The 14,796-nt window shown below is 64.1% G+C and carries 13 protein-coding genes and 1 tRNA gene; 10 read left to right on the top strand and 4 right to left on the bottom strand.

Translation table 11 applies throughout. From position 1 onward, the window contains the following. The 7 genes from CUR21_RS09950 to CUR21_RS09920 all read left to right on the top strand — a co-directional run bounded on the left by CUR21_RS09950 (position 1) and on the right by CUR21_RS09920 (position 7,248). On the top strand, positions 1-1,098 hold the full coding sequence (locus tag CUR21_RS09950; protein ID WP_100196894.1) for an ABC transporter ATP-binding protein: 1,098 nt from the start codon (positions 1-3) through the stop codon (positions 1,096-1,098). Further along, a complete protein-coding gene (locus tag CUR21_RS09945; RefSeq protein ID WP_100196893.1) occupies positions 1,091-2,101 on the top strand; it encodes an ABC transporter ATP-binding protein in 1,011 nt (336 codons plus the stop codon). The genes CUR21_RS09950 and CUR21_RS09945 overlap by 8 nt, the downstream gene beginning before the upstream one ends. Then, positions 2,098-3,723, top strand: coding sequence for a dihydroxyacetone kinase subunit DhaK (locus CUR21_RS09940; RefSeq protein ID WP_100196892.1), 1,626 nt, complete (start codon positions 2,098-2,100; stop codon positions 3,721-3,723). The genes CUR21_RS09945 and CUR21_RS09940 overlap by 4 nt, the downstream gene beginning before the upstream one ends. Positions 3,724-3,818: 95 nt before the next feature. Then, the gene (locus CUR21_RS09935) at positions 3,819-4,283 is read left to right on the top strand and encodes a GNAT family N-acetyltransferase (protein WP_100196891.1); all 465 of its coding nucleotides are present in this window, start codon (positions 3,819-3,821) and stop codon (positions 4,281-4,283) included. An 81-nt stretch (positions 4,284-4,364) separates the two neighbouring features. Continuing rightward, a tRNA-Arg gene (locus CUR21_RS09930) sits at positions 4,365-4,441 on the top strand. Between the two features lie 423 nt (positions 4,442-4,864). Continuing rightward, positions 4,865-5,146, top strand: a complete 282-nt coding sequence (locus CUR21_RS09925; protein ID WP_157791976.1) for a hypothetical protein — start codon at positions 4,865-4,867, stop codon at positions 5,144-5,146. A gap of 17 nt (positions 5,147-5,163) precedes the next feature. Beyond that, positions 5,164-7,248 (top strand): GAF domain-containing hybrid sensor histidine kinase/response regulator, encoded by a 2,085-nt coding sequence (locus CUR21_RS09920; RefSeq protein ID WP_100196889.1) that lies wholly within the window; start codon positions 5,164-5,166, stop codon positions 7,246-7,248. An 86-nt stretch (positions 7,249-7,334) separates the two neighbouring features. On the opposite strand, the gene CUR21_RS09915 is transcribed toward CUR21_RS09920, so the two are convergent. From CUR21_RS09915 to CUR21_RS09900, 4 genes are all read right to left on the bottom strand, one after another. Beyond that, positions 7,335-7,517: a hypothetical protein gene (locus CUR21_RS09915; RefSeq protein WP_100196888.1), complete on the bottom strand. Its 183-nt coding sequence runs from the start codon at positions 7,515-7,517 to the stop codon at positions 7,335-7,337. A gap of 8 nt (positions 7,518-7,525) precedes the next feature. Continuing rightward, complete coding sequence (locus tag CUR21_RS18600) at positions 7,526-7,990, bottom strand: hypothetical protein (protein WP_157791975.1); 465 nt, start codon at positions 7,988-7,990, stop codon at positions 7,526-7,528. 710 nt (positions 7,991-8,700) lie between these two features. Further along, positions 8,701-10,239, bottom strand: coding sequence for a phospholipase D family protein (locus CUR21_RS09905; protein ID WP_100196886.1), 1,539 nt, complete (start codon positions 10,237-10,239; stop codon positions 8,701-8,703). Continuing rightward, positions 10,239-10,949, bottom strand: a complete 711-nt coding sequence (locus CUR21_RS09900) for an endonuclease/exonuclease/phosphatase family protein (RefSeq protein WP_100196885.1) — start codon at positions 10,947-10,949, stop codon at positions 10,239-10,241. The genes CUR21_RS09905 and CUR21_RS09900 overlap by 1 nt, the downstream gene beginning before the upstream one ends. A 332-nt stretch (positions 10,950-11,281) precedes the next feature. On the opposite strand from CUR21_RS09900, the gene CUR21_RS09895 reads away from it, so the two are divergent. The 3 genes from CUR21_RS09895 to CUR21_RS09885 all read left to right on the top strand — a co-directional run bounded on the left by CUR21_RS09895 (position 11,282) and on the right by CUR21_RS09885 (position 14,761). Continuing rightward, positions 11,282-12,241: a TAXI family TRAP transporter solute-binding subunit gene (locus tag CUR21_RS09895; RefSeq protein WP_100196884.1), complete on the top strand. Its 960-nt coding sequence runs from the start codon at positions 11,282-11,284 to the stop codon at positions 12,239-12,241. 76 nt (positions 12,242-12,317) lie between these two features. Beyond that, a complete protein-coding gene (locus CUR21_RS09890; protein WP_100196883.1) occupies positions 12,318-14,405 on the top strand; it encodes a TRAP transporter permease in 2,088 nt (695 codons plus the stop codon). Continuing rightward, a complete protein-coding gene (locus CUR21_RS09885; protein WP_100196882.1) occupies positions 14,402-14,761 on the top strand; it encodes a DUF1850 domain-containing protein in 360 nt (119 codons plus the stop codon). The genes CUR21_RS09890 and CUR21_RS09885 overlap by 4 nt, the downstream gene beginning before the upstream one ends. The last annotated feature ends 35 nt before the right edge of the window (positions 14,762-14,796 follow it).

The raw sequence follows: 14,796 nt of genomic DNA, 5'->3' as shown, positions 1-14,796 counted from the left end.
GTGGCCGAGATCGTGATCCGCAATCTGCGCAAGGAGTTCGGGGCCTTCACGGCGGTGCAGGGGTCGTCCTTCACCATCGCGGATGGCGAGTTCTTCATGCTTCTGGGCCCCTCGGGCTGTGGCAAGACCACCACCTTGCGAATGATTGCCGGGCTGGAATTGCCGACCAGCGGCGAGATCCTGATCGATGGAGAGGATGTGTCGCAGCGCCCCGCGTCGCAGCGCGACATTGCCATGGTGTTCCAGATGTTCGCGCTTTATCCGCATATGACGGTGCGGCGCAACATCAGCTATCCGTTGGTCAGCCAAGGCCTGCCGCGGGCGCAGGTGCAGGCCAAGGTGGCCGAGGTCGCGCGGATCTTGGGGATCAGCGACATTCTGGACAAGTCGGTGGGCGGGCTGTCAGGGGGGGACCGCCAGCGGGTGGCCTTGGGCCGCGCCATCGTGCGCAATCCGAAAGCCTTCATGATGGATGAACCCTTGGGGGCGCTGGATGCCGAATTCCGCGAACATATGGCCGAGGAGTTGCGCGCCTTGCACGACCGGATGCGGGCCACCACGGTTTATGTCACCCATGACCAGTTGGAGGCGATGCAGATGGGTGACAAGATCGTGGTGATGAACCATGGCGTGGTCGAGCAATTCGGCACCCCGCAACAGATCTACGATCATCCCGCCAGCCTCTTTGTCGCCGATTTCATCGGCAGTCCGGCGATGAACTTTCTGGCCTTTCACGGGGCCGTGCAGGCAGGGGAGACGGAGGTGGATCTGGGCGGCGTGCGCCTTGCCTTGCCCGAGGTGCAAGAAGCCGCCAGCCCGCGCGATCTGGTGCTGGGGGTGCGGCCCGAGCATGTGACCTTGTCGGACAGCGCGCCCTATCGCGGGCGCATTCTGGCCAGCGAATATCTGGGCACCACGCAGATCATCACGCTCGATTGCCCGCATGGCAGGGTGAAGGCCCGCGCGCCCTCGGGGCAGGGGGTGCGCAGCGGCGAGACCGTCGGCCTGTCGTTCCGCGCCGAAACGCTGGCCTTGTTCGATGCCGCGTCGGGCCGGGCCTTGCGCACGGCGGCAAACCGGGGGGTGCACCATGGCTGAGGTGGTGCTCCGCGGGGTCAGCAAGGCCTTTGGCGCCACCCGCGCGGTGCAGGATGTCTCGCTCACCATTCCGGACGGCGCCTTTGTCGTGCTTCTGGGCCCGACGGGCGCGGGCAAGACCACGCTGCTGCGCCTGATTGCGGGGCTGGAGCGTCCGGATGCGGGCGACATCGCCATCGGCGGGGCCTCGGTGCGGCATGACACGCCGGCGCAGCGCGATGTGGCGATGGTGTTCCAGCAATACTCGCTTTATCCGCATCTGTCGGTGCGCGACAACCTTGCCTTTCCTTTGCGCAGCCCTGTCATCAACCTGCCCGAGCCGCAGATTGCCGCCCGGGTGCAGGCGGTGGCGGCCAGCTTGCGCATCGCGCACAAGCTGGACAACAAGGCCACTGCGCTTTCGGGGGGCGAGATGCAGCGGGTGTCGATCGGGCGTGCCTTGGTGCGCAATCCGCGCATCTATCTGATGGACGAGCCGCTGAGCAGTCTGGATGCGAAACTCCGCGCCGATCTGCGGGTGGAGTTGAAGCGCATCCATGCCGAGCTTGGCGCGACCTTCCTTTATGTCACGCATGACCAGATCGAGGCGATGACCATGGCCACCCATGTGGGCGTGCTGGACCGCGGGCGGCTGGTGCAATTCGGGACACCGCGCGACATTTACGAAGACCCGGTCAGTGCCTATGTCGCCAGCCGTCTGGGCCAGCCGCGCATCACCTTGTTGCCAGCCGCGAGCTTCGGGCCCGGCGCGCCTGAGCGGGCGGTGCAGATGGGCCTGCGCCCCGAGCATATCGTGCAAGGCGAAGGCCAGCCCGCCACGGTGCGCCGGGTAGAGCGTCTGGGCGATCAGACCCGGCTGCATCTGGGCTTTGGCCCGCATGAGATTGTCACCCTCGCCGAGGCGCATACCACGCTCGCCGCCGGGGACAGCATCGCCATCCGTCCGCAAAACCCCCTCTGGTTCGATGCCGACGGCAACCGGATTTCAGGAGCAGGCCCATGAAACAGTTCATGAATGGCAAGGACAGGCTGATCACCGAAGCCATCGACGGGGTGCTGCGCGCCTCTGGCGGGGCGCTGGTGCGGCTGGATGGCTTTCCGCATATCAAGGTGGTGCTGCGCGCTGATTGGGACCGGAGCAAGGTCGCGCTGGTCTCGGGCGGCGGCTCGGGGCATGAGCCAAGCCATGCGGGTTTCGTCGGGCGCGGCATGCTCACCGCCGCTGTCTGTGGCGATGTCTTTGCCAGCCCTTCGGTCGATGCGGTGCTGGCGGGGATTCTCGCTGTCACCGGCAAGGCCGGCTGCCTGCTCATCGTCAAGAATTACACCGGGGATCGGCTGAACTTTGGCCTTGCGGCCGAGCGCGCGCGCGCCTTCGGGCTGAAGGTTGCCATGGTGATTGTCGATGACGACATCGCCTTGCCCGATCTGCCGCAGGCGCGCGGCGTGGCGGGCACGCTGTTTGTCCACAAGATCGCGGGCGCCATGGCCGAGGCCGGGGCCGATCTCGACAGCATCGCCAGCGCCGCACAGGCGGTGATCCGCGGCGCGGTGTCGATTGGCATGTCGCTGGACACCTGCACCGTGCCCGGAAGCCCCAAGGAGGACCGCATCGGGGCGGGCAAGGCGGAACTTGGCCTTGGCATTCACGGCGAAGCCGGGGTTGAACAGGTGGATTTCACGGGGGCGCGCGCCGCGATGGCCATGGTGGCCGAGCGTCTTTTGCCGCACACCGACAACACCGATCACGTCGCCCTGCTGAACAACCTTGGCGGCACCACCCCGCTGGAGATGAGCGTGCTGGCCGAAGAACTGGGCCGGTCGGCCTTGGGCGCGCGGGTGAAATGGATCATTGGGCCTGCGCCCATGATGACCTCGCTCGACATGCACGGGTTTTCGGTCTCGCTTTTGCCTGTGACGCCCGCGCAAGAGCAGGCGCTTGCGGCCCCTGCCGCCCCGGCGGCTTGGCCGGGGTTTCAGCGCTTTGGCCCGGTAGGGTTGCGTCCCTTGCCCGACGGGCTGACGCCGATCCGCCCCGAGCCTTCGGCGCATCCGGCGCGTGCGGCGCTGATTGCGCGCTGCTGCGCCGCGCTGACAGCGGCAGAGGCCGATCTGAACGCGCTCGATGCCAAATCCGGCGACGGGGACACCGGATCGACTCTGGCGGGGGCGGCCCGGGCCTTGGCGGCGGGGCTCGACCAGATGCCGCTGGCCGATACCACGCAGCTTTTCCGCGCCATCGGAACCGAGCTGAGCCAGACGATGGGTGGCTCTTCCGGGGTTCTGCTGGCGATCTTCTTCACGGCGGCGGGCGATGCGGCGGCGGGCGGGCGCAACTGGATCGGCGCGCTGACGGCGGGTCTTGAGCGGGTGCAGCAAGTGGGCGGGGCGGCTCCCGGCCACCGCACCATGATCGACGCGCTGGCCCCGGCGCTGGCGGCGTTGCCGCAGGGGGTGGCGGCGGCGGCCATGGCGGCGCGGCAGGGGGCCGACAGCACCGCGCATATGGTGCGGGCCAAGGCGGGGCGTTCCAGCTATCTTTCGGCTGACAAGCTTGCCGGCCACAACGATCCGGGGGCCGAAGCGGTCGCGCGTTTGCTGGAAGATCTTGCGCGCTCTGGTTGAATAGAGGCGGAAAGCGTTTTATGACACAGATGGCATATTGATTGTGCTGGAAAATTCGGTCTCTCTAGGCGCTGATCCTGAACCGAGTGCCTGACATGATCCCCACCATTGCGCTGGAATCGCCCCTTGCCCCCGATCTGGGCCTGCTGATGCAACGGCACACCGCCGATATGCACGCGGACACACCGCCCGAAAGCATTCACATGATGGATGCCAGCCAATTGGCCACGCCCGGCATCTGGTTCTTCGTGATGCGCGAAGAAGGCGAGCCCATCGGCATGGGCGCCTTCAAGCGGATCGATGCCACCCATGCCGAGATCAAGTCGATGCATGTGCTGGCCGAGGTGCGGGGCAGGGGTCTGTCGCGCCGGATGCTGGAACATCTGGTCGATGCGGCCCGGGCCGAGGGCTTCACGCGGCTCTCCTTGGAAACCGGCGTGCAACCCACCTTTGTGGCGGCCCGCGCGCTGTATTCCAATGCAGGCTTCACCGAATGCCCGCCGTTTGAAGGCTATGTCGAAGACCCCAACTCGGTCTTCATGACCCGCAGCCTCGTCTGAACCGGCCCCTTTTGGCACGTGTGGCGGCGCGTGCAGTCCTGTCTTGTCTAAACCACACAATTCGCGCACAAAGGGCACAACGGTCGCGTAGCTCAGCTGGATAGAGCAGCTGCCTTCTAAGCAGCGGGTCGGGGGTTCGAGTCCTCCCGCGATCGCCACCACCTCACTTGATTGCCAAAACACCGACAACCGGGCAAGGGCGCCGGTGCCAAACCGGGTCGTACGCGTGGCCAGATCAGAGGATCAGAAGATCAGGTGATCCTGATCACAGAGCAGAGCGGCCGGCCCGTTTCAATCCTGCGCAAAAGCCGCCCGCGCGCGATCGCATTTGCCCAAAAACTGATCCATACGGCGCGGGAGCGGGGCGTGGCGGCTTTTGACTCCGTCGCAACAAAACCACCTCATCACAACAGAAGTTGTCCTAAGACTTATTTTTTCTGTAGACTATCCGAAATTTGACGATATCCGTGATTCATCAACCTTGTTGATCTATGTCAAGGCGACTCGATTGATCGTGCTTAGACACAGATATGTTGACGTAGCGATTTTCATAAGATTCCTTTGACATATTGGGGAAAATCGTGAGCAAACACGCTTGGATTATAAGCAACCTGATTGATATCATCGATTATGCGGAAAAAGAGGGTCTGGAGAGTGTGAGCCGCACACTGAGCCGCTCCATGGCACGCATCGCGCCAGAGCTGCAAAGGCAAGCTGCGCAAACGTCAGTGGCAGCAGAGATCATCCCGCTGCACTTGTACTTAAATCTCAAGCGTGACGTCACATCAGCCGAGCACAACGGCGCTTCCAGCGATTGCCTTGCCCATGACAGCAGCGCGGTGCTTGGCCGCGAGCCTGTATAGAACACGGGGGCGCACAGATGCTTTCCGCTTCCACCGGAACACACTTGCACGCGCGTGCACTGCTCGACACACTGTCTGAAGCGGAATTTGACAACTTCACTGTGCTGGTCTCGCGGCTAATGAATGTGCCGGTCGCGATTATTTCGATCATCGACTATGATGGGGATCGGCAGTTCTTCAAAAGCCAGTGCGGGCTTGCCCTTCCTTGGTCCGAGACGCGTCAGACACCCCTGAGCCATTCCTTTTGCCGCATCGTGGCAGAGAGCAACGCGCCGATGCGCGTGTCAGACGCGCGGACGGATGACAGGGTCAAGAACAATCCAGCCATCACTGCGCTCGGTGTCATCGCCTATCTTGGAACCCCTATCTATGTGGCAGATGGCACGCCGATTGGATCTTTCTGCGCGATCGACAGTGTGCCCCGCGAGTGGACAAAGGGCGACTTGGACACTCTGACCAGACTTGCGCAGGCGATCAGCCAACAGATCAAGTCACGCGTGCTGCTTGGGGAAATGAACACCCTGCGCGAGCAGATGCGGCTAGAGCGGGATTGGCTCGCTTCGGTCCTGCAAACCGTCCCGGTCGGTGTTCTGTCGATGGATGGAACCGGTCAGATCCGACTTGCGAATGACGCCTCTTGCAAAGTTTTGGGACTGTCAGCGCGGGAACTTGTCAATTGTCGTTTCAATGATGCGCGTTGGCGGGTGGAAAGCCTAGACGGGCAAGAAATCCCAGAGGACGAATTGCCCTTCGCAGTGGCGTTGCGCGAACAAAAGCCAGTGCGGGATTACTGCCACGTCATCCATTGGCCGGATGGCAGCCGCCGGGTCTTGTCGGTGAATGCGTCTCCCCTCGCCGGGGATTACCAAGGGTCGGCTGTCGTGTTATCGGCGCAGGACATCACGGATGAATATGCTGCCACATTGCAGCTTGAAGAAGCGCTGCACAAAGCCAATGACGTCAGTCGCGCCAAGTCTACCTTCCTTGCGAACATGAGCCATGAGATCCGCACGCCGCTCAACGGTGTGCTCGGTATGGCGGAAATCCTTGAAAACACCCTGAACCAGCCTTCCAAAAAGCGTATGGCAGGGATCATCCGACAGTCGGGGGAGACCCTCCTGTCGGTCTTGAACTCGATCCTCGACATGTCAAAGATCGAGGCGGGCAAGCTCACCATCGAGGATGTGCCATTCACCCTGTCGGATGTTCTGGCGCCGATCGAAGCCCTTCACACCGTATCTGCGGAAGAAAAGGGCCTGCATCTGTCGGTGCTCACCAAGATCGGCGTCCCACAAAAGCGGCATGGCGACCCGTTCCGCTTGACGCAGATTCTCAACAACCTTCTCAGCAACGCGATCAAGTTCACGGCGACGGGCGAGGTGACGGTGGTCGTGTCTGGCCCCCGAGGGCATCCCCTGACGATTGATGTCAAGGATACCGGCGTCGGAATGACCGAAGAAGAACTTTCGCGGGCCTTCAACAGTTTTGAGCAAGCGGATGGGTCGATGACCCGGCGTTTCGGAGGAACCGGCCTCGGACTGTCAATCGTGCGCGAACTTGTGCTGCTGATGGGGGGGCAAATCTCGATCGACAGCCACCCCGGTCAGGGAACCCATGTCAGGGTCACACTCCCGATGCCGGAAACATCGGATGAAATCGAGCCCGCGCCGGTTCTTCAGGCTGCGCCCAACACGCTCTTCCTGAATGATCGTCGCATTCTGATCGCGGATGACAATGAGACAAACCGGCTTGTCCTGTCAGCGATGCTGAAAGAAACGAATGTGAAATTGACACTCTGCGCAGATGGCAAGCAAGCGGTTGAGGCTTACGAGCAGTCCCTTCGGAATGGCAAGCCTTTTGACATGCTTTTGCTCGACATCACCATGCCGCGGATGGACGGCTTGGAAGCCTTGGCCGAAATCAAACGAATGGAACGGGCGCAGGGTCTGAATCCGGTGCCGTCGATTGCCGTCACGGCCAACGCCATTCCAAGCCAAGTGGCGCGCTATCTGGACTGCGGTTTTGACAGTCACCTTGCAAAGCCGATCCGACGGCCAGCGCTGCTGTCGGTGATCGAGGCGTGCTTGTTCTGTCGAAACTGAGCCACACCAAGCGCCCCGTTTCGCCCCATATGACGCGCGGTTTCAGTTTCAGAAGCGCCATCTGCTCTTGGCTGTGGCTGGCCGCGTCAAGGCTTGGCGCCGGGTGATGGGGTGGGTGCGGCCAAAGCTTTGATCTGCGCGCGCAGCCGCTTGTGGTGCTTGCTCTGGCCGTCGGGCAGGGTGGCGAAGGTGGCGAGCATGGCGCAAAGCTGGAGGATGCCGGGCTGTGCAGCCGTGCCGGGATCGTCGCGACACGGTTTGGCAGACATTTCTGCCCTTATAGGTCAGTCACTTTCTGCCCTGACTTTTCCTTTTGAATGACACAACCGTTAAACAAGGGTGATCTTCTGGAAATGAGGAGATCCTTTTGAAACGCCTTTTCACATTCGTATTCATCTCGGCGCTCGCTGGCTGTGTTCAAGAGCCACTGACGGAATATCGCCCGGTTGTTGATCCCGCAAAGTCGTCCCCCGCGAAATTTGAGCGTGACCTTGCCGCCTGCCGGAATGTTGGGCTGAGCGCCGAGGCAGCCTACAAGCAACGCCAAGAAAAAGAGATGGCGCAGAAAATGATGGCCGGCATCCTTCTCGGCGCGATCGCAGGCGCGGCCGTTGGTGACAGCAGCACGGCCGCTGCCGGTGCCGCCTATGGCGCGGGCGCAGGGGCCGCCGCAACCGACACCGAGCTGGCGCAAGGCGGTCCTCGCCGGATCATCGACCGCTGCATGGCAGATCGCGGCCACACCGTCCTCAATGACATCGGCCGCGGCTGATCAAGTTGCTGCCCCCGATTTTTCGAGGGGCAGCCGAACACGCCATCATGAGGGTGGTGAGGGTCTGATCGCTTCCAGCATCGCCGCGCGTTCCGTATCCGTGCTGCATGCATGGCCAGCACGCCCTCCGCGTTCCATGCGCCTGCGGGCACAATTCCTCCGCGCGCCGTGCCTCGGAGCGACCTCTTCCTGCCTGAAACGAGTTGGAACCCACCACCCACCCATCAGATTTCGTTAAGGGCAGAAGGTTGGAAGACCGTCTGGCAAACGCTTGTTTCTCATATGTTTCGCGCTGTTCGCCTGCGATCGCCACTGCCTTCTCCATTGTTTCCGGTAGATCAGACAGTTCCTTCGGCGGCCGACTGTGGTCTTCCTCGGGCGGCGGCTCTGGACGCGGCGCTTGGTGTCGGGGATGGCTGCACCTCAGATCACTGCCTCGGGATGAGGCGGGGGTCCGTGGGTCGGGCGGCTTCTGCCGCGTCATCCTGTGGTCTGTCCGCAAGCAGAGCGTGCGCTGCCGCATCATCGGCTTTGCAAAGCCTGCGCCATGCAGACTCCCGGCGGCAACAAGCCAAAAGGGCCTGATCCGAGGATTCTGCAACGGGCTGAGACGCTATGCGGTTCAAAGACGCGCTTACTCGAGACCTTGCGCCCTCACCGGCCTCCCGCTCAAGCGCCGGTTACATCAGCCATTCCACCGGCAGCCAGCCCACCACCGCCACCAGGATCCGCCGTGGCGTCGTCAGTCCCGGTTCGCGTGTGCGAACATGGCCGCTTCCGGTGTCGATCCAGATCTTGCGGCGGCCTTTCAACGCCACCGTCCAAGCCAGCCCTCCCAAGCCATGGTCAAAGGTGGCGTGCAAGGCATGGGCCATGCGCGGGCTTTCGATCAGCACGCCCATTTCGGTGTTCAGCGAGGTCGAGCGCGGATCAAAGTTGAACGACCCCACAAAGACCCGCGCCCCATCCACCGCAAAGGTCTTGGCATGCAGGCTGGCCTTGGCCCGGCGGAAGCGCCCGCGCTTTTTGCGCTGCGGATGCGAATCGGCGCGGGGATGCAGCTCGAACAGTTGCATCCCGGCGCGCAACAGCGCGCGCCGCCGCTTCGCATAGCCCGCATGCACTGCCACCACATCGGTGGCGTCAATCGCATTGGTCAGCGCCCGCACCCGCACGCCCTTGGCGATCAGCAGGGCAAAGGCGCGCACACCCGCGCGCCCGGGCACCAGATAGGGCGAGACCAGATCCAGCCGCTCTTCGATCTGCCCCACCGCGCGGCGCAGCCGTGTTGCCAGCAGATCTTCACGCGGGACCTTGCGCAGCCCCTTGATCGGATCATCACTTATCAGCACCACCTGCGTCCATTCCAGCGACAGTGTGGCCGTTGCAATCTCTTCTGCCACCGCAGAGGCCGCGACCACCGCGCAGAATTCCGCATAAGTGGGCAGGCTTTTGTGATGCGCCAGTGCCGTGCCGATCGGATCGCGGCCATCGGCCTTGGCCACCACCGATGCCACCGGAAAGGCAGAGCGGCTGGCCCAGTAGCGGTCAAAATCCGCCGAGACCTGCGGCACCAGCGCGCCTGCGGCCAGCACATCCATATCGATGAACAGCGCTTCGGGGCAGGTCTCGAAATAGCGGTCGCCCACATTGCGCCCGCCCATCAGCGTTACCACCCCGTCCACCGTGAAGGATTTGTTGTGCATCCGACGGTTCAGGCGAAAGAAATCAAAGGCATAGCACAGCGGCTTGGCCTTGCGCAGCGGAAAAGGGTTGTAAAGCCGCACCTCGGCATTGGGGTGGGCATCCAGCGCCGCCAGTTCGCGGTCCAGCCCGGCGGTGCCATTGTCATCCAGCAAAAGCCGCACCCGCACGCCGCGGTCCGCCGCCCTGTGCAACGCGTCCAGCAGCAAATACCCGGTCAGATCAGCATACCAGATGTAATACTGCACATCGAGCGAAGACACCGCCGCATCGGCCAGCGCCAGCCGCGCCGCAAAGGCATCCACCCCGCTTGGCAACGGGCGCACCCCTGTCAGCGCCGGGTCTGTCCCCGCCGGTGCGGCAAAGGCCACCGCCAGCGCGCCGGCTTGCGCGGCGGGCAGCGCCGTGCTCTGCCGACGGTCCTCGGGCAGCCTGACCCGAAAGATCAGCCGCGCCAGCAGCAGCAGCGCCGCCACCAGCGCCAGTGCCGCCACCACGCCCTGCACAATCGCCATCACCGCCCCTCCGCTCCGGCGACCGGGCGAAACCGCCCCAGCACCGGCCGATGATCCGAGGCCATGATCGCCTCTGGCCCCGCGATCACCCGGCTCTCCACCAGTTCAAGATCACGGCTGAACGCCAGCCGGTCAAGGTTCAGAAACGGCCGCCCCGCCGGAAAGGTTGGCCCCGGGCTGTGCACCGACATCCCCTTGGGCAAGGCCTCCAGCCCTTGGCGCTCACGCCATTCGTTGTAATCGCCCGCAATCACCGTGGGCTTGGGCGCCAACTCCGCCAGCCTTGCGCTGATAAAGCCGATCTGCTGGCGCCGGTTGCGCCGCAGCAGCCCCAGATGCACGCCCACCACCCGCACGGCAAGCCCGCGCACCCGCAGATCCACGATCACCACCCCGCGCGGCTCCAGCGCGGGCAGGTCGTGCAGCGCAATCGCCTCGACCTCAACCCCCGGCCGCTTGAGCATGGCAATCCCGTGCCAGCCCAGACCCACCGCGTTTTCGGTCAGGTCCACCACCTCGAACGGTCCGATCCGGCCTTGGATGCGGGGCAGGGCGGCCGGGCGCGGATGCAGCCGAAAATCGGCCTCTTGCAACAGCACCACATCCGCATCAAAGCCCACGATCGCCGCCACCGTGCGCGCGGGCAGGCGACGGAAATCCCGCCCCAGCCCGGCCCGAATGTTCCAGCTTGCCACAGCGAAGTCGCTCATTTGGTCTTGGTCATCGCAGGCGATTCCTCTTGCGTCGCAGGCGCGCCCTGATCTGGGGGCCGCCGTGCCACCTTGGCACAGGCGCGCGCCAGCACCTTAGGGAAATGCCGCCACCTGCCCAGATAAAGCCTGCAAGCCCGGCCCGGGTTCCCATCGGCGCGCGTGGCGGATTTTCGCCTCCGACCGGGCGATCCCTTGCCACGAACCTGCGCCGCCCGGCCTTTGCCCCCCTTTCCAGCCTGCCCTCTGACAGGTCAGACTGCCGCATCCCGCTGAGGAGCCGGGGTGAGGAGGGGCAGGCACCGTCTGCCATCGCATCTAAGGAGGATCACATGACCATTCACCTGACGCGCGGATTCCGCGCGCTTGTCGCCTGCACGGCGCTGACCGTGGTGCCGATGTCGGCACAGGCCGAACAATTCATCAACATCCTGACCGGTGGCACATCGGGGGTGTATTACCCGATCGGCGTCGGCCTGTCGAAAATCTATGCCGATGGCATCGAAGGCGCGCGCACCCAAGTGCAGGCCACCAAGGCCAGCGTGGAAAACCTGAACCTGCTGCAACAGGGCAAAGGCGAATTCGCCATCGCCTTGGGCGATTCCGTGAAACTGGCTTGGGAAGGCGATGCCGAAGCGGGCTTCAACGCGCCGCTGACCAAGCTGCGCGGCATTGCCGCCGCCTATCCGAACTACATCCAGATCGCCGCCAGCGCCGACAGCGGGGTCACCACGGTGGCCGACCTGCGCGGCAAGTCGATCTCGGTGGGGGCGGCGAAATCGGGCACCGAACTCAATGCCCGCGCTATTCTTGAAGCGCTGGACATGAGCTATGCCGATCTGAGCAAGACCGAATACCTGCCTTTCGCGGAATCGGTCGAGCTGATGAAGAATCGCCAGCTGGATGCCACGCTGCAATCGGCGGGGCTTGGCGTCTCCTCGCTCAAGGATCTGGCCACCTCGGTGCCCACCACCATCGTCTCGGTTCCGGCAGAAGTGGCGGAAACGCTCGGCGCGCCCTACCTAGCCGCCACCATTCCGGCCGGCACCTATGAAGGCCAGACCGAAGACATTCCCACCCTCGCCGTGGGCAATTTTTTCCTGACACATGAAGGCGTGGATGACGAAACCGCCTATCAGATGACCAAACTCCTGTTTGAAAACCTGCCCACGCTGGCAGCCGCCCATCAGGCCGCCACCGCCATCTCGCTCGACACCGCGCTGGATGGCATGCCGGTGCCGCTGCACCCGGGCGCCGAGCGCTATTACCGCGAGGCTGGGCTGATCCAGTAACCCGCGCAAGACGGGCACAGGAACGGGAAAGGGCGGGCCACCTCAGGCCCGCCCGCATCGCTCAGGGAGGGGCAAGATGACCAAAGACAAGGCCGACGCCGTGGTAGAGGCGCACAATCCGCATGATCCCTTGGCCGCAGGCTTTCCGCCCGGCTGGGAAGGCCGCGCGCTGTTCTACATCGCCATCGCATTTTCGGTGTTCCAGATCCTGACGGCGGCGCATCTGGTGGATTTCGCAAGCCAGATCACCCGCGCTTTCCATGTGGGCTTCCTCCTGCTTCTGGGCTTTCCACTGCTGGCGCTGATGCGCGGGGCAGGGCCCGTGGTGCGGGCGCTGGCTTGGGGGCTCGCGGCGCTGTCGGTCGCGGTCGCCTATTACCAATGGGCGGAATATGTGCCGCTTCTGATGCGCGCGGGCGATCCGCTGCCGCTGGATATTGTCGTGGGCGTCATTGCGCTGGCCACTGTCTTTGGCGCGGCTTGGGCCATGATGGGGGCGGCGCTGCCGATCATCGCGGGCACCTTCCTTGCCTATTGCCTCTGGGGTCAGTATCTGCCCAGCCCGCTGAACCATCGCGGCTATGATTTCGCGCAAGTGGTCGAGCATATGGCCTATGGCACCGAAGGCATCTACGGCATTCCGACCTATGTCTCCTCGACCTTCATCTTCCTCTTCATCCTCTTTGGCGCCTTTCTGGAAAAGGCGGGGATGATCAAGCTTTTCACCGATGTCTCGCTTGGCCTTGTCGGGCACAAGATGGGCGGGGCGGCCAAGGTGTCGGTCCTGTCTTCGGGGCTGATGGGCACCATCTCGGGCTCGGGTGTCGCCAATGTCGTCACCACCGGCCAGTTCACCATTCCCTTGATGAAACGCTTTGGCTACCGCCCCGCCTTCGCGGGTGGGGTCGAGGCCACGGCGAGCATGGGCGGGCAGATCATGCCGCCCGTGATGGGGGCCGTGGCCTTCATCATGGCCGAAACGCTGGGCGTCGCCTATATCGAGGTCGTCCGCGCCGCCATCATCCCCGCCATCCTTTACTTCGCCGCCGCCTTCTGGATGGTGCATCTGGAAGCGGGCCGGATGAACCTGCGCGGGCTTTCCAAGGCCGAGCTTCCCTCGCCCCTCGCCGCGCTCAAGGCAGGCTGGCACCTGATCCTGCCGCTGGCGGTGCTGGTCTGGCTGTTGTTCTCGGGCTACACGCCGCTGTTCGCGGGCACCGTGGGCCTTGGCCTCACGCTCATGCTCATCCTCGGGGCCAGCGTGGCGCTCGGCCTGCCGCAAGGCGCGATCCGGGTGATCTTCTGGATCGGGCTGGGCCTTGCCGCCGGGGCCTTCCTGCAATGGGGGATCTGGGTGGTGGCAAGCGTGGTCGCCGCGCTGATCGCGGTGAATGCCCTCTCCAAAGGCGGGCGCGAGACGCTGATCATCTGCCGCGACGCGCTGGCCGATGGCGCGAAAACCGCGCTGCCCGTCGGCATCGCCTGCGCGCTGGTGGGCATCATCATCGGCACCATGACGCTGACGGGCGCCGCCAACACCTTTGGCCAGTTCATCGTGGGCGTGGGGGAAAACAGCCTGTTCCTCAGCCTTGTGCTGACCATGATCACCTGTATCGTGCTGGGGATGGGCATTCCCACCATTCCGAACTACATCATCACCTCCTCCATCGCGGGGCCTGCGCTGCTGGAACTCGGGGTGCCGCTGATCGTCAGCCATATGTTCGTGTTCTACTTCGGCATTCTGGCGGATCTTACCCCGCCCGTGGCGCTTGCCTGCTTTGCCGCCGCCCCCATCGCCAAGGAACGCGGGCTCACCATCAGCCTGAACGCGGTGAAAATCGCCGCCGCCGGTTTCGTGATCCCCTTCATGGCGGTCTATACCCCCGCCCTGATGCTGCAAACCGGCGGTCCCTTGTCCGAAGCCATCGGCTTCATCCCGGCGGTCCTCTACATCGTGGGCAAGACTGCCTTGGCCATCGGGCTCTGGGGTGTCGCGGTGATCGGCTGGCTGGGCGCGCCGCTGGCGCTGTGGCAGCGCGCATTGGCAATGGTCGCCGCAGGCGCGCTGGTCGTGGCAATGCCCGCGACCGATGCCATCGGCTTTGCGCTGGTGCTGGCCTTCGTGGCCCAGCACCTGATCCTCCGCCGCCGGGCCGCAGCATGACCTGCCTGATGGCCGGGGCCGTGGCGCTCGCGCTCGCGGCCCCCGGCTTCACTTTGCACTGGACCCATTCGGTCGAGAAAACCGAATGGGTGGAGACGTGGGAGATCCGCCCCCACAGCCTGTACCTCGCCCAAGCCCGCATCACGGGCAACGGCGCCGGGATGGAGCCGGGCGAGGGCGCGGTGGCGGACAACGGCGGCTGGGTCTGGTCGCCAGACATTGAGGTGCCCGAGCTCTCCCTCGCCGCCTCGGGCAGCACCGGGGCAGGCTGGCGGCTGTGCGACGGCACCACCTGCCACACGCTTGGCGACACGCCGGGCCGCCCCATCCGCCTTGCGCCCTGCGACAGCCCCTGAAACCGCTTCCCCCAAAACCGCTTTCCCCAAAACTG

Origin of the sequence: Pseudorhodobacter sp. MZDSW-24AT (assembly GCF_002794355.1) — a bacterium.
Taxonomy (GTDB): Bacteria; Pseudomonadota; Alphaproteobacteria; order Rhodobacterales; family Rhodobacteraceae; genus Pseudotabrizicola.
This window is presented reverse-complemented; position numbering and strand designations above follow the sequence as displayed.